Raw genomic sequence first — 17574 nt, 5'->3', positions numbered from 1 at the left:
GGACGACGGTGTTTCGATCGTCACCACGACGAGTGCTCGCGCACGCGCTCGAGCGCGAGGCGCTCGCGCTGTCCGCCGGCCCGCTCGACGACCGACTCGAAGTATACGAGCCGATCGCGGAGCGCGGCCTCGTCGTAGTCGTCGACGTCGAGTCGCGACGCGGCGACGGTCGCCTCGACGACGGCGCCGAATCCGCGGTCGATCGTCGGGACCGTCTCGCTCTCGACCCGGGACTCGACGGGTCGTAGCTCCCACTCCTCCCAGTCGGTGCCGCCCTCGGTCCCGGAATCGACCTGCTCGACGGTGACGCGAACCCAGGCCCGCGCTGACTCGAGGACCGGCTCCTCGCGTTCGACGATCGAGAGGGCCGCGTCCGCGAAGACGACGGGATCGTCGACGAACTGGACGTACCCCTCGCCCCGCCGGTGAAAGTTCCGCCTGGTGCGCGTGTTCCCCCAGGTCCGCGCTCGCGCGGTGGCGGGGTCGTCGGCATCGTCGGCGTCGACGTCTACGTCGTCGCAGGCGGGCGCGTGGAGGCCGAGCGCGGCGGCGTTCCACAGTCCGTTTGGACCCAGCGTCGTGACGATTGTTTCGGTGACGCCGGTCAGCGAGACGGGCCAGGCCGCGGTAGAATCGTCGCTCATAGCTCGATCGCCTCGCGTTCGAGCGCGATGAACAGTCCCGCCGCGGTAATATCCGCCGTCGTGCCGGGATTGACGCCACGATCGACGAGGTCGTCGGCGAAGGCCTCGACGGCCTCGGGGTCTGTCTCGAGGGCGTCGTCCGCGACGAGGGCCGCCGCGCGGTCAGCCACCTCTTCGGCGGTCGCCTGGTCGTGACGCGTCGCGACGAGCGTGTCGGGGCGCTCGGCGAGCAGCGAGAGGAAGACCGCGGCGGTCCGGTCGGTCACTGGGCCGTCGGCGTCGACGAGTCGCTCGGCCGCCGCGAACGAGCGCTCGAAGCCACGGACCCACTCGCGGGCGACGTCGTCGCCGGGGACGCTCCGCTCCATGAGTTCGAACAGCGTCAGCCCGCGGTCCTCGACGGCCGGGACCGCGTCCGACCCGCGGCGCACGTCGAGGGCCGCCATGTCCTCGGGTGGATCGGCCACGCCGACGTCGACGTGGTCGAACGCGCGATAAAAGGCCGCCGCGTCGCCGACGGTCGTCTCCCGGACAACCGACTCCGCGACGGGCTGTGACAGGTCCTCGCGGGCGGTCCGGACGAGCGGGACGAGCAACAGGAGCGCCCCGAACTGCGTGTTTCCCCCCTCCTGTGCGGCCATTCCTTCGACGGCGCGCTCGAACGCGGGGCCGACCGCCGCGCCGTCAGCCGCCAGGCCGAGTCCCTCGCGAGCCCCCACGGCCCCGGCGAGGAAGTGTTCGAATCGCAGGTCCGCCAGGTCTCGCCGGCGGTCGACGTTTCCCGGTTTGGGCGTCCCCGCAACCTCGAGGAGCAGGGCCAGTTCCGCGTTCGCCGCTGACGATCGCATACCGGTCCGTGTGTGCCGTGACGGCTTAGGGGTAGGGATTGGCGTCGGCGCTGACGGCGGGCGGAAGGCGCAGCCGGCAAGCGAGTTCGCCCTCCCGTCGATTTAAGTTCCGAAGCCCCCACCGGTCACCTATGGGCTACGACACCGTTGCCAAGACCGATCCGGAGTCCGTAATCGACGAGGAGTGGGGCGGAATGTGGTTCCTCAAGGACGAACTCGACGCCCAGGAGCTCGGCATCTCGGTTCTCGAACTCGAGCCCGACGGGAAGGGCATGGAACACGACGAGACCGGGTCCGGTCAGGAGGAGATCTACTACGTCGTCGAGGGCGCGATCGACGTCGACCTCACCGACGCCGACGAGACCGTGACCCTCGAGACCGACCAGGCGATCCGCCTGGACGCCGAGGAGACCCGCCAGATCCACAACCGCGGGGACGAGCGCGCGAAGGTCGTCCTCGTCGGCGCCCCGCTGTAGCGGCGATAGAACGATCCTTTTCGAGGAATTACTGATACAGGACCGAACGACGGAACCGTCGCTAGACCGCGATATCGGCCCAGACGAGCCGGTGGTCGGACGCGGTCTCGACGTCGTCCGCCAAGCCCCGCTTGTTCGCGTCGTCGCTCGGCCAGACGACCGAGGAGCCGCGCAGCGACAGATCCGGTGACGGGAGCACGTAGTCGATCCCTTCGACGACGCCCTCGAAGTCGCCGCCGAACCGCGTGGCGGAGGGGTTGCCCCGCTGGGCGCCGCCGGGGCTCGTCGGCAGTCGACGCGTCTCGAAGTCCTCGTTGTCGAAGAGGAACTTCGTCGCGGGATCCAGCGGCCGGTCCCCGTTCGGGTCCGCGTTCATATCGCCCATGAGGACGTACGACGCGTCGTCGTCGAGACCGCCGGCCGTGCCGTCGTCGTCGTAGATGTAGTCCGCGCCCGCGACGTAGTCGGCAAAGAACCTGACCTCGTCGTGGTTCCACCGGCCGTTGAAGTTCTCGGGGCCGTCGAACGTCGGCGGCGTCGGATGGGCGAACAGTCCGTGGACGACGTCACCGTCGACGTCGAACGGGACGTCGATGTGGGTCTTCGAGGAGAGCCGGTACACCTCCTGTTCCTCGGGCGTGAGGTAGAGTTCGGCGTCCTCGCCGGCCTCGTCTTCGGTGAGCAGCAGGTTGTCAGGCATATCGGTCCAGCGAAACTTCCGGAACGAGCGGACGTCGTCCTCCCGGATCGGATACCGACTGGCGATGGCGAACGCGTAGTGGCCCGGATACTCGCCAAACCCGAACGCGTCGCCAGGCCGCTGGCCCGCCTGGCCGTCCTTGTTGAAGTCGAAGTCTTCCTCGGGCAGGACGCCCGTGTTGCTCTCCGGCTGGACCGTGTGCGGATACTCGATCCCCTCGAGATCGTCGCGTTGGGGAACGCTGAGGTAGTTCTCGACGAACGCCTCGATGTTCGTCCGGTCCGCGTACTCGCCCTCCTGGACGTTGTTCGTGAGTTCGTTGACGACGAGGACGTCCGGGCGGACCTCCTGGACGATCCGCGCGGCCGCTTGCGCCTGGTCGTCGCCCGGCTCCTGAACCTGCTCGGTCTCGAGTTCCATGACATTGAACGCCGCGTACCGCACGGGGGTGGGCTTCGAGCCGTTCGTCTCCTTCCCCTTTCGGTCGCCCGGTCCGGCCCCGCTCGCGGTCCCGAGGAGACCGGTCGCCGCGACTGTCGTACCCGTCGCCGTGAGGAATCGCCGCCTGGTCGGTCCGTTGACCATACCGTACTGTTGATTGAAATTACCAAAATAGTTTGTCCCGGATCGGACACGAACCGACCGCCGGAACCGCCCGGTGACCGACCCCATCCGATACGGACGCGCTTACCGGCTCGCCGCGACGCCGAGGTGGCGCTCGACCGCGTCGCGGACGCGCTCGAGTACGACCGGGTTGTCGCTGGGGCGGCCGACGCTGACCGCGTCGGCGCCGTATTCGACGTACTCGCGGACGGTCTCGTCGTCGCGGACGCCGTTGTTGGCGATCACGACCAGGTCGGTCGCGTCGGCGACGTCGGCGATCACCGACTCCGAGTCCATCGCGTCGACGTGGACGAAGTCGGCGCCCGCAGTTTCGAGGTCGCGGGCCAGGTCGGCCAGGCCGACGCCGGGCACTTCGGCGCGGACCTTCGCGCCGACGGTGACGCCGGTCGCGGCCGCCCGGTCGACGTAGCGCGCGAGGCGCTCGCCGTCTTTCAAGAGCGTCTCGCCGCAGCCGATCGCACAGAGTTCGTCTTGACGGCAGTGAGCGTTGATCTCGAGGTAGGCGTCTCGGTCCCGACAGATCCGGGCGGCGTCGACGACCGGATCGACGGTCGCGCTCCGCACGTTGAACGCCGGTTGGATCGGGACGTCCTCCAGCGCCGCGAGCTGGTCGTCGATGAAGGCGATCGGATCGTCTGGAAGGAACTCGGTTCTGTCGCGCTCGACCAGTTCCCGCGCGGCCGCCCTCGCGTCCTCGTCGAGGGCGATGCCGCCGAGGAAGGCGGCGCCGGCGTACTCGGCGCCGGCCCGGGCCCAGTCGGCGTCGGCCTCGCCGCTGAGGCTCGCGAGGGCGAGTGGCGGCGCGAACGAGACTGGCGGTGTCGAGGGCATACTAGTTCACGCGGTCGATCGCGTCTTCAACCGCCCGGATCACGCGCGCGGCGTCCTCGCGGGAGTCGATTCCGATATCGGTCCGGACCGTCGGCCGATCGAACGCGGCGTCGTCGCCCTCGTCGATCACGAAGGCGTCGGCGAACGGATACGCGGTCGCCAGGCCCTCCGTGCTCGGATCGGCGTTGACGGCCGCCATGAGGTCCCCGGCGGGCCCGGAGAAGGCGTCGTCGCCGAGGAACGGCGAGACGGCCACGACCGGCGTCTGACTGAGGGCGTCCGCGACGCCGGGCAGCGCGAGCATCGGTCCGATGCTGGTGACGGGGTTCGAGGGCCCGATGACGACGGCCTCGTCGAGCGCCTCGAGCACGCCTGGCGCGGGGTCGGCGTTCGAAGAGCCGCGGAACTCGACGGTGTCGACGCTCGGCTCCCCGCGGTGGGCGACCCAGTACTCTTGGAAGTGCATGAGCCCCTGCTCCGTGTGGACCAGGCTGGCGACGGGGTCGTCGCTCATCGGGAGCAAGTCGACAGTCAGCCCGAAGGCGTCTGCGAGCCGCTGGGTGGCCTCGCTCAGCGTATGTCCTTCGTCGAGGAGGCTCGTCCGCGTGATATGGACGGCCCGGTCGCGGTCGCCGATCGTCATGAACTCGGCGACCCCGGAGAAGCGCCGCCACCGCGCGAGGTCGCGGCCCTCGGTCTGTTTCTCCGCGGGGAGGTACTGCGGACCGTCGGGCAGCCCCGCGGCCGACGCGATGTCCAGCAGCGCCGAGTTGGTCCGGTGCGTGTCGCCGTCGATCCCCCACCACGTCTCGCGGTCGAGCACGCCGCCGCCCTGGAACAGCAGGGTGTCGACGTCCGGCGAGACGAAGAGCCCGCCGAGTTCGATGTCGTCGCCGGTGTTGGCGACGACAGTGATCTCCTCCGGCGAGAACGCGGCAGCGGCACCGTCTAACAGCTTCGGCGTCCCGGTGCCCCCGGAGAGGAAGGTAACCATACGTACACCTCTCGAACGAGGCTACTTAATCGCTTTCGGCCGTGCGCATCGGAACCGAACCGGACGGTCAGCGGGTTCGATCGAAAGCGGCGCACAAATCCCGCCCGATGGCCGCGATCGCGTCGCGCGCCTGCGGGAGCGCCGGCTCGTCGAGCATGCCGATGAATCCGTGGACGAGATCGCCGTACTGCCGGTGGTCGACCCGGACCCCGGCGTCGGCGAGTCGGTCGGCGTACGCGTCCCCCTCGTCGCGCAGGACGTCGAAACCGCAGGTCAGGATCGTCGCGGACGGCAGGCCGCGGAGATCGCGATCGCACGCCCGAAGCGGCGCCGCGTACGGGTTCCGATCGTCGAGGTCGCTCTCGAGGTAGTGGTCCCACGACCACTCGATGTCGGCTTTCGTGAAGATGAGCCACTCCGGGTTCTGGTCGTACGACGCCGTCTCGAACGACCGATCGGTCGGCGCGTAGACGAGGACCTGATGAACGAGCGCCGGACCGCCGCGATCGCGGGCGAGTTGCGCGACGGCGGCGGCCACCGTCCCGCCCGCGCTTTCGCCGCCGACCGCGATCCGGTCGGGGTCGCCGTCGACGAGTTCCGGGATCTCCGCGAGCCGCTCCGCGACCGCGTAACAATCCTCGACGGCCGCCGGAAACGGGTGTTCCGGCGCGAGGCGGTACGCGACCGAGACGACGACGCAGTTCGCAGCGTTCGTCAGCGCACGACAGATGCCGTCGTCCGTCTCGAGGCTTCCCAGCACCCAGCCGCCGCCGTGACAGTAGACCAGAACCGGAAACGGCGGCGAGCCGTCCGGCGTGTAGATTCGAATCGGCAGGTCGCCGCCGGGACCGTCGACGGTCTCGTCTCGAACGGCCACGACGGGTTCGCGGTCCGCCGGCGGGGCCCACAACTCCGCGAGAAGCCGGCGCGCGTCCGCGACCGAGAGTTCGCTGAACGGAGGAATCCCCCGCTTTTTCCGTTCGGCGAGGACGGTTCGAACGACCGGATCCGGTTGCGACGCGGTCATCTCCGCTCTCCCCGACCGCGACGTCGCGACGTCGGCGCGCGAATCCGTCCGTATCCCGGCTCGGTGCCGTCGCCGTTCGAAATCCGAATTTCGGCGGTCTCGGCCGACGAAGACAGAGCCATCAGTCGGCGTCGGTTCGCGGCGCGACGTTCTGATTCGAACGGAACAGGTTCTCCGGGTCGTACTCGGTTTTGACCGCGACCAGGCGATCGTAGTTGTCGCCGTAGAGCAGTCTCGCGGGGTCCTCGTTCATCCCTGGGAAGTTGCCGTAGCGGCCCGAGGCGGCCGGCAGGGCCTGCGCCTCGGCGAACGCCTCGCGGCCCCAGATCACGTTCGCGTCGTCGTCCGCGGCGTCCTCCCAGTTCGCCTCGACGGTGAGCATGTACGGCTTGTCGCGGTGCCAGAATGCGGTCGCGTCCCGGGGAACGTCGGCGATCGCGTCGCCGAGGTGCCAGCAGTCGATCGTCGAGAGCGCCGACGGGGCCGACTCGTTGTACCGGACCATGACGTCGACGACCTCGTCGGTGAGGTCGTCGAGGAAGACCGACTTCCAGTAGTAGCGCAGCCCGTCCGGGTAGTCCTCGTCGAGCATCGACTGCAGATCGATGTAGGCCATCGGCCCGCTCAGGTCAGCGATCGGCGTCGCGCCCTCCCGCAGGGTGTCGAAGGTCGCGTCGGCGTCCGCGAGATCGCCGCGGAACGAGCCGAGGAACGCGACGGCAGGCTCGCCCCACGACTCCTCGGGGAATTCCTCGAGTTCGGGCACGTGAGCGGTGAACGCGAGGACGCCCGCGTTTCGCGGCGCGGTCGCAGTCCACTCGCGGAACCGCGCCATCGCGTCGACCGCGTCGTCGCCGCGGAACCAGGCGAAGAAGGCGTACACCTCGGGGCCGACCTCGTGGAGCGCGTACTCGAAGGAGGTGACGACGCCGAGGTTACCGCCGCCGCCGCGGATCGCCCAGAACAGGTCCTCGTTCCGGTCCTCGCTGGCGGTGCGAACCCCCCCGTCGGCCGTGACGATGTCGACGCTGACCAGGTTGTCCAGCGCCAACCCGTACTCGCGGCTGAGGTGGCCGTAGCCGCCGTTGAGCGTGAGTCCGGCGATCCCGGTTTCCGACACCGCGCCGAGGGCCGTCGCGAGGCCGAACAGTTGCGTTTCGCGATCGACGTCGCCCAGCGTCGCGCCGCCTTCGGCGCGGACGGTCCCCGCCTCGCGGTCGACGCGCACGCCGTTCATTTCGGTCAGATCGACGACGATCCCGCCGTCGCAGACGGCCGTCCCGGCCACGTTGTGACCGCCGCCCCGGACCGCGATGGGGAGGTCCCGCTTGCGAGCGAAGGTCACCGCCGCGACGACGTCGGCGACGCCGGAACAGCGGGCGATCAGCGCCGGCGATTTGTCTATCATGCCGTTCCAGATCCGGCGAGCGTCGTCGTACTCCTCGTCGGACGGCCGCAGCACGTCACCGCCGAATTCCGCCATAAGGGTATGAACGGCGTCGCTGGGGAGTTCCGCGAACGTTGCTTCACCGACGGTCTCGTTCATTGTTTCCATACTTCGACGTATGCACCGATCGGAGATAAAATAGTAGTCTATCTAACACGATGGTCCGAGCGGGAGATATGTCCGGTCGCGAGCCAGTCTCACCCGGTATGGGAAGCCTCTCTGCTTGCCGTCCCGATCCAGACGGCCGAAAATCTCCGTTTGTTCGTCTAACGCACCGGTTCTCGAGTGAGTCTCGCCGACAACACATAGTAATTAGTTATTATGACATCTATATCTCCGACCGCGGCGTACGGATAGTGAGGGACGATGGCTGTAACTATCACTCCCGTAGACGACGGTGCAATAGACGGATTCGGCGAAGGGCTTCGCGGCGATCTGCTCCGGCCCGAGGATCCGAACTACGACGAGGCTCGGTCGATCTGGAACGGCATGATCGACCGGCACCCGGCGCTCATCGTCCGGGCGAGGGGCGTTTCGGACGTGATCGCGACGGTCGACTTCGCCCGCGAACACGAACTGGCGCTCGCTGTCTGCGGCGGGGGCCACAACATCGCCGGCAACGCGGTCTGCGACGGCGGTCTGATGCTCGACCTCTCGGCGATGCGATCGATCTACGTCGATCCGGAAGAACGGACGGCGCGGGTCGAACCGGGGGCGACCCTCGGCGATTTCGATCACGAGGCGCAGACGTTCGGGCTCGCGACGCCGCTCGGCATCAACTCGACGACCGGCGTGGCGGGACTCACGCTCGGCGGCGGCTTCGGGTGGCTCACCCGCACGTACGGCATGACCGTGGATAACCTGCGGTCGGTCGACGTCGTGACGGCGGACGGGAGACTCCGTCGCGCGAGCGACGACGAGAACCCGGACCTCTTCTGGGGAGTCCGCGGCGGCGGCGGGAACTTCGGCGTGGTCACCTCCTTCGAGTTCGACCTCCACGAGGTCGGACCGGAGGTGCTCGCCGGCCCCGTCGTCTACCCAGGCGAGGACGCGCGGGACGTCCTCCGACACGTTCGGGACTTCAACGAGACGGCGCCCGACGAGTCGAGCGTCTGGGCCGTCCTCAGGAAGGCCCCGCCGCTTCCGTTCCTCCCGGAGGAGGTCCACGGCGTCGGCGTCGCCATCGTCGTCGCGTTCTACGCCGGCGACGTAGCGGACGGAGCGGAGGTCCTCGCACCGATCCGGGAGTTCGGCGACCCGATCGCCGACGCCGTCGGTCCGCACGGGTACGCGGAGTTCCAGCAGGCGTTTGACCCCCTGCTCACCACTGGCGCCCGGAACTACTGGAAGTCGCACAACTTCGACGAACTTTCGGACGAGGCGATCGACACCGCGGTCGACTACGCGGCGACGCTCCCCACTCCGCTGTCCGAAATCTTCTTCGGCCAGGTCGGCGGGGCGATGGCCCGCGTCCCGTCGGACGCGACGGCGTACCCCCACCGCGACGCCGAGTACGCGATGAACGTCCACACGCGCTGGGAGGACCCTGCGATGGACGACGAGTGCATCGCCTGGGCCAGGGAGTTCTACGACGCCATGGCGCCGTACGCGACCGGCGGCGTCTACGTGAACTTCATCAGCGAGCGGGAGGGCGAGGAGAACCTCGCCTACGGCGAGAACTACGATCGCCTGGTCGAACTCAAGACCGAGTACGACCCGGAGAACCTGTTCCGGATGAATCAGAATATCGAGCCGGCGCCGGCTCGGTAATCGCCGGTTTGCCGCCCGTCACCGTTCGGTTTCGAGTCCGTTCTTAATCCACGATCCAGTCCGCGAAGCTCCCCTCGAGCAGCGTCTCGGACTGCCGGCGCACGTACGCCTGCTGCATCTCCTCGAGCGCGTCGGCGAAGTCCGCGCCGTCCTCGAGAGCCGCCCGGACCCGGTTGCGCTTCCAGCCGGCCGGCGTCACGCCTTGCCGGACGCGCCGGCGCAGCGGGTAGAGGTACTTGGCGGCGTCCTCTTCGGAGAGGCCGCGGTTGGTCAATCCGTCCTCTGCGTGGGCCAACAGGTCCTCGTAGAGCGCGAGGGCGTCGGTCGTTTCCTTGCCGTCGTTGGTGATCCAGGTCAGGTCGGCGTCGAGCCCGTCGACCATCGCGGCGTAGAAGTTCCCCCGGGCGAGTTGCCAATCCAGTTCGACGACGGGGTGTTCGAGGCGGGTCAGGCTCTCCATCACACCGGCGAACGCCGCGAGGAAGGCGACGGAGTCCCGGACCGTCGGCTGGGCGGGAATCGGGCGGAACTCGATGCGGGCGTTGGCGGCCGAGCGCGTCGGCCCGCCGAAGACGGGCCGGATCCAGCGCCAGTAGGTGCCGTGTTTGCGGCTGAAGTGGGGGAACTGATCGTCGAACCGCTCGCCCGGCTCGACCGGCATCGGAACGATCGTGTCGTCGGACGCGATCCGATCGATCGCCTCGTCGACGGTCTCTAGATCCCGCGGGAAGCGGACCTTCCCCTCCCCCGTGGTCGGATCGTTGAGCACGGTCTCGAAGATGCTGATCCGGTGTTCCATCCAGCCGTCCCGAAGGATCTCCTCGGCGGTCGCGTCCTCGTCGTACAGGTCCGCGGGGAAAAACGGGGAGTTGACCCCGAGCGCGAGCAGCGGGCCCGCAATCCGCAGCGCGTAGTTGAAGTAGTCGGGCAGGTCCGGCGCGTGGGGGACCTGGTAGTGGGGCTGGATCGACGTGATGAGGCTCTCGGGCATGACGGTGTCGGCCTCGAGGGAGACGTGGGGTGCGTCGATGCACATCCCCGCGGACTGGGCCTGGTCCGTGTTGGCCATCGCGTGGTACCGGGCGGAGCCGCTCATGTTCGTCGCGACCCGAATCGCCCGCTCGGTGCCGTCCGGGGCGGTCGCCGTCCGCTCGACGCTGTCGGTGAGGTAAGTGCTCGCCGCCTCCCCCTCCGGCGGGATCGTCCAGAGCCCGTCGCTGACCAGGCGCATCCCCTCGGACTGGGTGACGTTCAGGGCCGCCCGAAGGCGAGACTTGACCTCCGCTTCTTGGGCGGCCAGGCCGTCGGCGTTCAGCGGCTGCGGGCTCGTCGTCATCTCGGCGTTGTGCAGGCCGAGTTCCTTCTCGAAGCCGATGAGTTCGAGCAGCCTGCGGGGTACCCGACGCAGGGCGCAGTCGTCGGACTTGACCGCGTAGAACTCGTACTCCAGACCGACGATCGCCTGCGGGTTGTCGAACACTCCCTCCTCGACGGCATCCTTGATCACGTCGGCGTCCTCGGCTGCTTGCTCGCGGAAGCCGTCGGCGTCGACCGCCAGGACGTCCGCGACCCGCGCGGCGAGTTCCTCCTCTGGCATACCTCCGAGTGCGCCCGGGAAGGTCTTGAAAGCACGTCCCTCGAAGCGCCGGCCACGGGGTCGATTGGCTCTCAGAACCGTTTTACATCCGCCGGCGGTAGTTCACCCCGATGGAGTTCGCCACGTTCGCCGACCGCGCCGGGACGATCGAAGCCGAACCCGCCGATCTCGAGATCGTCGCCCACGTCAGGGACCTGCTCGCCGACGCCGACGACGTCGAGATCGTCGCGCGCTTCGTTCAGGGCCGGGTGTTCCCGGCCTGGGACTCCACGACGCTCGATATCGGCCCGAGCGCCTGTTACGAGGCGATCGCCCGCGCCGCGGGGACGAACGTGAGCGCCGACGACGTCGAAGACCGCCTGGCGGACGTCGGCGAGATCGGCGACGTCGCGGCGAGTTACGAGTTCGGCGGCCAGCAGGGACTGGGCGCGTTCACCGGCGGTGGCGGGGGCACCGGCGACGACCTCACCGTCCGCGAGGTCGCCGAAACCCTCGACGACCTCGCCGCGGCCGAGGGCGCGGGCAGCCAGGACCGCAAGGTCGACCTGCTCTTCGGGCTGTTCAATCGGTGTTCGAGCGAGGAGGCCAGGTACCTCGCGCGCCTGGTTCTCTCGGAGATGCGCATCGGCGTCGGCGAGGGGACAGTTCGAGACGTCGTCGCCGAGGCCTTCGACGTCCCGCAGGATCGGGTCGAGCGCGCCCTCCAGGTCTCGAACGACTACGGCCTGGTCGCCCGCGTCGCACGCGACGAGGGCCTCGAGGGACTGGACGCGATGGACCTCGAAGTGGGCCGGCCCGTCCAGGCGATGCTCGCCCAGGCGGGGACGGTGACCGACGCACTCGAGGAGTGGGAGCGGGCGGCCGTCGAATGGAAGTACGACGGGGCGCGGATCCAGTTGCACCACCGGCCCGCGAGCGACGACGACGGGAACGGTGACGGCGAATCGGCGGGCGAGACCCGCGTCTTCTCGCGAAATATGGAGGATGTCACCGACGCGCTCCCCGAAGTGGTCGAGTACGCCGAGGAGACCCTCGACGTTCCGGCGATCCTCGACGGCGAGGTCGTGGCCATCGACGACGACGGCAGTCCCCTCCCGTTCCAGGAGGTCCTCAAGCGGTTCCGCCGCAAGCACGACGTCGAGAAGGCCCGCGAGGACGTCTCGGTGCGACCGGTCTTCTTCGACTGCCTGCACGCCGACGGGACGGACCTGCTTGAAGAGCCGCTGACGGCCAGACACGATCGGCTGCGGTCGGTGCTGTCGACCGAATCCGGGGGCGAATCCGACGAGGACGTCGAGGGGCTCTCGCTGCTCTGGCTCACCGACGACCCCGAGGAGATCGAGTCGGTCGACGCCGACGCGCTCGAATCGGGCCATGAGGGGATCATGCTCAAGGATCCCGACTCAGCGTACTCGCCTGGCCGCCGCGGCAAACACTGGCGCAAGCGCAAACCGGACGTGGAGACCCTCGACTGCGTCGTCACCGGCGCGGAGTGGGGCGAAGGTCGGCGCGCGACCTTCCTCGGAACGTTCGAACTGTCCGTGCGCGACGGCGACGACTTGGAGACGGTCGGGAAGGTCGCAACTGGGATCACCGACGAGAAGTTGGCGGAGCTAACCGAACTGCTCGAACCCCACATCGCGGCCGAGGAGGGCCAGGACGTCGATCTCGAGCCCGCGGTCGTCTTCGAGGTCGGCTACGAGGAGATCCAGCGGTCGCCGACCTACTCGTCGGGGTACGCGCTGCGGTTCCCGCGGTTCTCGGGCGTTCGATCGGATAAGGATCCCGAGGACGCGGACACGCTCGAACGCCTGGAACGATTGCAGGGCCAGTAACAGGAGAGGCATCCGTTATTCCGGCTGTGCCTGGTTTTCTGGATGACCGACACTACAGTTAGCGACCGAGTTCCTTCTTGTAACGAGTCGTATCGGGTCCGAAATCGCGGGATGCTCGATGGCGCGTATCGACGACCGCCAAAATTCATACGTTGGATCGTTGCAATCGGACTATGTCGCACTCCCCGACGACCGATACGGACGGGGAACCTCCCTGGAAGCGGTCGCTGAGAGGCGTTCCGATCGAACTGGTTCCGATCGCGCTCCTCGCGGCTGCGCTTCGGCTGTTCCGATTGGGATCCGAGAGTTACTGGCTCGACGAGGTCGTTTCGGTGACCCTCGTCACGTCGAACACGCCGTCCGAACTTCTGGTCAGCGTGCCGGGGAACGATCCCCACCCGCCGTTGTACTATCTCCTCCTCTCCGGCTGGGCGGCGATCTTCGGAACGAGCGAAGTGGCCGCGCGACTGCTGTCGGCCCTCGTCGGAATCGCCACCGTACTCGTTCTCTACGCGCTCGGTCGGCGCCTCTTCGACCGGGAAGTCGGGGCGATTGCGGCGTTGTTCGTCGCCGTTTCGCCGTTCCACATCTGGTACTCCCAGGAGGTGCGCATGTACAACCTGCTCGCGCTGCTGACCGCGCTCTCGTTCTACTGGTTCGTGCAACTTCACCGCGAGAGGCCGGACGAGATCGGTGTTCGTGACGATATCGTCTACGTCGTCTCTACGGTCCTTCTGGGCTACACGCACGTCTTCGGGTTGTTCGCGATACTCGCCCAGAACCTGTACGTCTTCTCTCGGCCCGTCGTCCGGATCGCCCCCCGGTCGCGACTGACGATCCGCCGCTGGATCGCCCTCGAAGGGATCACGGCGCTGTTGCTCGCCCCGTGGTTGGTGCGGTTGTTCCGCCGGACGATGGGGGCGAGCGCCGGCGAACCGAGCAACGTCTCGTGGATTCCGCTGCCGACGGCTGAGACCGTCAGCCGGACGTTCGCCGCGTATCTCGGCGGCTACCTGCTCGAGGAGTCGCTACCGATCCTCGTCTCGCTCGTCGTCGCAGGCTGTCTCGTACTCGCGCTCTCGAGTGGCCGCGTGACGGCGGAGGGTGACCGCCGGGTCGCGCCGATAAACGGCCGCTATACGGTCGTCCTCTGGTTCGTCGTCCCGATACTCGTTCCAATCGCCATCTCACACGCCGTCGCACCGATCTTCGCGGATCGCTACTCGATCGGGGCCTCGCTGGCGTTTTTTCTCCTGATCGCGATCGGCGTGCGGACGATCTCTCGACCGTCGCTTCGGTACGTCGTCGTCGGGATACTTCTCGTCGGACTCGTCCTGCCGCTTCCGACGTACTATCAAGAGGATCAGAAAGAACAGTGGCGGGAAGCCGCTGTAGACGTCGAGTCTACCGTCGACGGCGACGACGCCGTCCTCGTCAGCAGACCGTTCGCGGAGGAGCCGTTCAGCTACTACTTCGATCGACCGAACGTAACCGTCGATCAGGTCGATCCCGAGGCTTCGGACGACGAGATACGAGCGGCCGTCGACGGCCACGACGACGTCTGGATCGTCCTCTCGTACGTGGATTCGTCGACGAGCCAACGGATTCTGCAGGCCGTGGCGGATCGGCCCGACTATCGCGGTCCGGTGGAAGAGAGACGGTACAACGAAATCGCGGTGTTTCGGTTCGAGCGGACGGCGAGCGACGGGTGAACCGGACGATCATATGTAAGCACCCTTAAGAGCCACGGGAAACAGGATTCGCGTATGCAACCGCGCGACCTGTCCGATCACGTCGCCTACGAGGCGGGTCGAGGCATCGAGGAGGTCGCCCGCGAACTCGACCGGGACCCCTCCGAATTCGTCAAACTCGCCTCGAACGAGAACCCGCACGGGCCCTCGCCGGCCGCCGCCGTGGCCGTCCGCGAGGCCGCCTCGAGCGTGAACTCCTATCCCAAGGCCGCCCACGCCGACCTCACGAGCGCCGTCGCCGACCGCTGGGACGTCACCGACGGCCAGGTCTGGCTGGCCAACGGCGGCGACGGGGCGATCGATTACCTCCACCGGGCCGTGATCGAGCCCGGCGACACCGTCCTCGTCCCCTCGCCAGGCTTCGCCTACTACGGGATGAGCTCCCGGTATCACCACGGCGACGTCCGCGAGTACGACCTCTCGAAAGCGGACGACTTCGTGCAGGACGCCGATACCGTCCTCGAGGCCTACGACGGCGACCGAATCGTCTTCCTCACCAGCCCGCACAACCCGACCGGCTCGACGATTCCGCTCGCGGACGTCGAACGGCTCGCCGAGGCGACCGACGACGAGACCCTGCTCGTCGTCGACGAGGCCTACGGCGAGTTCGCCGACCGGGACAGCGCCGTCGCCCTGCTCGAGGGCCGTGACGGGTTCGACGCCCGCGACGACGTCGCCGTCCTGCGGACGTTCTCGAAGGCCTACGGCCTGGCCGGCGTCCGGCTGGGCTACGCCGTCGTCCCCGATGAGTGGGCCGACGCCTACGCCCGCGTAAACACCCCCTTCGCGGCGAGCGAACTCGCTTGCCGGGCCGGCCTGGCCGCCATCGACGACGACGAACACGTCGAGCGGACCGTCGGGACGGCCCGGGAGTCCCGCGCGTACATGCGCGAGCATATCGATTCCCACGTCTGGGAGAGCGAGGGCAACTTCGTCCTCGTCGAGGCAGGCGACGCCGCGGCCGTGGCCGAGGAGATGCAACGGCGAGGCGTCATCGTCCGCGACTGTTCGAGTTTCGGCCTTCCGGGCTGTATCCGCATCACCTGCGGCACCGAGGCGGAGACCGAGCGGGCCGTCGAGACGCTCAACGCCGTGCTCGCGGACCTCGACGTCGACCCCGAGACGGCCGACGATCCGGACGCGGAGGTGGCCGACACGTGAGACTCGCCGTCACCGGGACTCCCGGCACCGGAAAGACGACCGCGACGGAACTGCTCGAAGAGCGCCTGGCGGACGCCGACGGCGAGTCGTCGCCCGACCTCGACGTGATCCACCTCAACCGCGTCCTCGAGGAAGAGGGGCTCTACACCGAGGTCGACGCCGACCGCGAGAGCAAGGTCGCTGATCTCGACGCCCTGAGCGAGTGGCTCGAGGGCCGCGACGACGTCGTCGTCGAGTCGCACCTGGCCCACCACTTCGCGGCCGATCGGGTGGCCGTGCTGCGGTGCCGGCCCGACACGCTCGAGCAGCGGCTGCGCGACCGCGGCGAGACCGAGCGGAAGGCGACGGAGAACGCCGAGAGCGAGGCCTTAGACGTGATCCTCTCGGAGGCCGTCGAGGAACACGGCCTCGAGTCGGTCTACGAGATCGACACGACCGACCGCGACCCTGCGGCCGTCGCGGACGAGCTCGCGGCGGTCGCCGCGGGCGACCGCGACCCGAGCGCCGGCGAGGTCGACTTCGTGGGGTATCTCGCATGACGCTGGACAAGTTCCGCCCCTACGTCTCGCGGTTCCTGAACCCCTTCGTCAGGGGGTTCGATCGCGTCGGGATGACGCCCAACGGCGTGAGCGTGATCGCGTTCGGGATGGCCGTCCTGGCCGCGGCGGCCTTCGCCCTCGGCGGGCGCGAGGATCCCGCCTGGTACGCCGTGGCCGCGGCGCTGGTCTTCCTCAACGGCTGGCTGGACATCGTCGACGGCGCGCTCGCGCGCGAACAGGAGGTCGCCTCCGCCGGCGGCGACCTGCTGGACCACGTCCTCGACCGCTACGCCGACATCGTCGTCATCGCCGGCCTGGCCGCGGGGCTCGAGGACTTCCTGCTGGGCTTCCTGGCGGTGACCGGCGTCGTGATGACCTCGTATCTGGGCACCCAGGCTCAGGCCGTCGGCCTCGATCGAGTCTACGGCGGCCTCGTCGGTCGCGCGGACCGCCTGGCGATCATCGGGATCGTCGGCTTCCTCGCGTACCCGATTTCGGGAGCGGTCGTCGGCGACTTCACGCTGGTCGGCCTGCTGCTGGTCTTCCTCGCGGTCGTGGGTCACCTGACCGCGCTCCAGCGCTTTTACTACGCCTGGGTCGCGCTCGAGTAATCGGCGGTTCCCGGCGGTCAGCGGGTGATTTCTACGGGGTAGAACCGCGCCGCATCCTTTATCCCTCGGCGCGATATAGGATTCGACATGGTTCAGTGCGAGATGTGTGGGGCCGAGACGTCGTCCCCGAAGACCATCAAAGTCGAGGGCGCGAAGCTAGACGTGTGTTCGGACTGTACGGACTTCGGGACGGAAGTTCGGGAGACCTCGAGTTCGAGCACGTCGACGAAGTACTCGACCGGCTCCAACACCAGTTCGTCGTCTAGCGGGGGTGGGCAGTCCGCCAGCTCGACGAGTTCGTCGAGTTCCGGCGGCAGTCAGCGTCGCACGGACATGTTCGACGACATGGACGAGCTCGCGACCGATTACGACGACCGCGTCCGCACCGCCCGCGAGAGCAAAGGCCTCAGCCAGTCCGACCTCGCGAACGAACTCAACGAGAAGGCCAGCCTGATCCGTAAGATCGAGCGCGGCGACACCCTCCCGAGCGACCGCGTCCAGTCCAAGCTCGAGAACTTCCTCGAGATCAACCTGAGCGCCGAGGGCAGCTCCGGCGACGACTCCGAGTGGTCCGGCGGCTCCTCGACCGGGAGCTACACGCTGGGCGACGTCGTCAAGCGCAAGGACTGACGCCGCTCCCGTCCGATCGGACCGAGACCGGACCGTCCTCGATCGCCGACCATTGCACTGCGTACCGCGTCGCCGACTCGCAAGCTATT

At 68.2% G+C, this 17574-nt stretch carries 16 protein-coding genes; 8 read left to right on the top strand and 8 right to left on the bottom strand.

What is annotated here, in order from left to right; genetic code table 11:
- Positions 1-20 precede the first annotated feature (20 nt).
- Both BMY29_RS05405 and BMY29_RS05400 read right to left on the bottom strand, forming a co-directional pair.
- The gene (locus tag BMY29_RS05405; RefSeq protein WP_049990413.1) at positions 21-644 is read right to left on the bottom strand and encodes a DUF447 domain-containing protein; all 624 of its coding nucleotides are present in this window, start codon (positions 642-644) and stop codon (positions 21-23) included.
- Complete coding sequence (locus tag BMY29_RS05400; RefSeq protein ID WP_049990414.1) at positions 641-1492, bottom strand: triphosphoribosyl-dephospho-CoA synthase; 852 nt, start codon at positions 1490-1492, stop codon at positions 641-643. Before BMY29_RS05400 ends, BMY29_RS05405 begins: the two co-directional genes overlap by 4 nt.
- Before the next feature lie 131 nt (positions 1493-1623).
- Here BMY29_RS05400 and BMY29_RS05395 point away from each other — a divergent pair, with 131 nt between their 5' ends.
- The gene (locus BMY29_RS05395) at positions 1624-1968 is read left to right on the top strand and encodes a cupin domain-containing protein (RefSeq protein WP_049990415.1); all 345 of its coding nucleotides are present in this window, start codon (positions 1624-1626) and stop codon (positions 1966-1968) included.
- 61 nt (positions 1969-2029) lie between these two features.
- Here BMY29_RS05395 and BMY29_RS05390 read toward each other — a convergent pair whose 3' ends face one another.
- The 5 genes from BMY29_RS05390 to BMY29_RS05370 form a co-directional block, all read right to left on the bottom strand.
- A complete protein-coding gene (locus BMY29_RS05390) occupies positions 2030-3253 on the bottom strand; it encodes an endonuclease/exonuclease/phosphatase family protein (RefSeq protein WP_081985467.1) in 1224 nt (407 codons plus the stop codon).
- A gap of 102 nt (positions 3254-3355) precedes the next feature.
- On the bottom strand, positions 3356-4123 hold the full coding sequence (locus BMY29_RS05385) for a tRNA-dihydrouridine synthase (protein WP_049990416.1): 768 nt from the start codon (positions 4121-4123) through the stop codon (positions 3356-3358).
- A gap of 1 nt (position 4124) precedes the next feature.
- Complete coding sequence (gene cofD / locus BMY29_RS05380) at positions 4125-5117, bottom strand: 2-phospho-L-lactate transferase (protein ID WP_049990417.1); 993 nt, start codon at positions 5115-5117, stop codon at positions 4125-4127.
- A 67-nt stretch (positions 5118-5184) separates the two neighbouring features.
- On the bottom strand, positions 5185-6144 hold the full coding sequence (locus tag BMY29_RS05375) for an alpha/beta hydrolase (RefSeq protein ID WP_049990418.1): 960 nt from the start codon (positions 6142-6144) through the stop codon (positions 5185-5187).
- 121 nt (positions 6145-6265) lie between these two features.
- Positions 6266-7699, bottom strand: a complete 1434-nt coding sequence (locus tag BMY29_RS05370; RefSeq protein WP_049990419.1) for an FAD-binding oxidoreductase — start codon at positions 7697-7699, stop codon at positions 6266-6268.
- A gap of 258 nt (positions 7700-7957) precedes the next feature.
- On the opposite strand from BMY29_RS05370, the gene BMY29_RS05365 reads away from it, so the two are divergent.
- A complete protein-coding gene (locus tag BMY29_RS05365; protein ID WP_049990420.1) occupies positions 7958-9361 on the top strand; it encodes an FAD-binding oxidoreductase in 1404 nt (467 codons plus the stop codon).
- Positions 9362-9404: 43 nt separating this feature from the next.
- On the opposite strand, the gene BMY29_RS05360 is transcribed toward BMY29_RS05365, so the two are convergent.
- Positions 9405-10958, bottom strand: coding sequence for a glutamate-cysteine ligase family protein (locus BMY29_RS05360; RefSeq protein WP_049990421.1), 1554 nt, complete (start codon positions 10956-10958; stop codon positions 9405-9407).
- 110 nt (positions 10959-11068) lie between these two features.
- Here BMY29_RS05360 and ligA point away from each other — a divergent pair, with 110 nt between their 5' ends.
- The 6 genes from ligA (at position 11069) to BMY29_RS05330 (ending at position 17485) form a co-directional block, all read left to right on the top strand.
- The gene (gene ligA / locus BMY29_RS05355; protein ID WP_049990422.1) at positions 11069-12793 is read left to right on the top strand and encodes an ATP-dependent DNA ligase LigA; all 1725 of its coding nucleotides are present in this window, start codon (positions 11069-11071) and stop codon (positions 12791-12793) included.
- 173 nt (positions 12794-12966) lie between these two features.
- Entirely contained in the window at positions 12967-14505 is a 1539-nt protein-coding gene (locus tag BMY29_RS05350; protein WP_049990423.1) for a glycosyltransferase family 39 protein, read from the top strand.
- A gap of 54 nt (positions 14506-14559) precedes the next feature.
- Positions 14560-15705: a histidinol-phosphate transaminase gene (hisC, locus tag BMY29_RS05345; protein ID WP_049990424.1), complete on the top strand. Its 1146-nt coding sequence runs from the start codon at positions 14560-14562 to the stop codon at positions 15703-15705.
- The gene (locus BMY29_RS05340) at positions 15702-16244 is read left to right on the top strand and encodes an adenylate kinase family protein (protein WP_049990425.1); all 543 of its coding nucleotides are present in this window, start codon (positions 15702-15704) and stop codon (positions 16242-16244) included. Before hisC ends, BMY29_RS05340 begins: the two co-directional genes overlap by 4 nt.
- Positions 16241-16855 (top strand): CDP-alcohol phosphatidyltransferase family protein, encoded by a 615-nt coding sequence (locus BMY29_RS05335; protein ID WP_049990426.1) that lies wholly within the window; start codon positions 16241-16243, stop codon positions 16853-16855. Before BMY29_RS05340 ends, BMY29_RS05335 begins: the two co-directional genes overlap by 4 nt.
- An 87-nt stretch (positions 16856-16942) precedes the next feature.
- A complete protein-coding gene (locus tag BMY29_RS05330; RefSeq protein ID WP_074854634.1) occupies positions 16943-17485 on the top strand; it encodes a multiprotein bridging factor aMBF1 in 543 nt (180 codons plus the stop codon).
- The last annotated feature ends 89 nt before the right edge of the window (positions 17486-17574 follow it).

Origin of the sequence: Natrinema salifodinae (assembly GCF_900110455.1) — an archaeon.
GTDB classification, from domain to species: domain Archaea; phylum Halobacteriota; class Halobacteria; order Halobacteriales; family Natrialbaceae; genus Natrinema; species Natrinema salifodinae.
Note: the sequence above shows the minus strand (reverse complement) of the source record. Positions and strands in the feature narration are given on the sequence as shown.

Coding starts and splice junctions, on each gene's coding strand:
- BMY29_RS05405 (WP_049990413.1), bottom strand. CDS start 644: ATGAGCGACGATTCTACCGCGGCCTGGCCCGTCTCGCTGACCGGCGTC.
- BMY29_RS05400 (WP_049990414.1), bottom strand. CDS start 1,492: ATGCGATCGTCAGCGGCGAACGCGGAACTGGCCCTGCTCCTCGAGGTT.
- BMY29_RS05395 (WP_049990415.1), top strand. CDS start 1,624: ATGGGCTACGACACCGTTGCCAAGACCGATCCGGAGTCCGTAATCGAC.
- BMY29_RS05390 (WP_081985467.1), bottom strand. CDS start 3,253: ATGGTCAACGGACCGACCAGGCGGCGATTCCTCACGGCGACGGGTACG.
- BMY29_RS05385 (WP_049990416.1), bottom strand. CDS start 4,123: ATGCCCTCGACACCGCCAGTCTCGTTCGCGCCGCCACTCGCCCTCGCG.
- cofD (WP_049990417.1), bottom strand. CDS start 5,117: ATGGTTACCTTCCTCTCCGGGGGCACCGGGACGCCGAAGCTGTTAGAC.
- BMY29_RS05375 (WP_049990418.1), bottom strand. CDS start 6,144: ATGACCGCGTCGCAACCGGATCCGGTCGTTCGAACCGTCCTCGCCGAA.
- BMY29_RS05370 (WP_049990419.1), bottom strand. CDS start 7,699: ATGGAAACAATGAACGAGACCGTCGGTGAAGCAACGTTCGCGGAACTC.
- BMY29_RS05365 (WP_049990420.1), top strand. CDS start 7,958: ATGGCTGTAACTATCACTCCCGTAGACGACGGTGCAATAGACGGATTC.
- BMY29_RS05360 (WP_049990421.1), bottom strand. CDS start 10,958: ATGCCAGAGGAGGAACTCGCCGCGCGGGTCGCGGACGTCCTGGCGGTC.
- ligA (WP_049990422.1), top strand. CDS start 11,069: ATGGAGTTCGCCACGTTCGCCGACCGCGCCGGGACGATCGAAGCCGAA.
- BMY29_RS05350 (WP_049990423.1), top strand. CDS start 12,967: ATGTCGCACTCCCCGACGACCGATACGGACGGGGAACCTCCCTGGAAG.
- hisC (WP_049990424.1), top strand. CDS start 14,560: ATGCAACCGCGCGACCTGTCCGATCACGTCGCCTACGAGGCGGGTCGA.
- BMY29_RS05335 (WP_049990426.1), top strand. CDS start 16,241: ATGACGCTGGACAAGTTCCGCCCCTACGTCTCGCGGTTCCTGAACCCC.
- BMY29_RS05330 (WP_074854634.1), top strand. CDS start 16,943: ATGGTTCAGTGCGAGATGTGTGGGGCCGAGACGTCGTCCCCGAAGACC.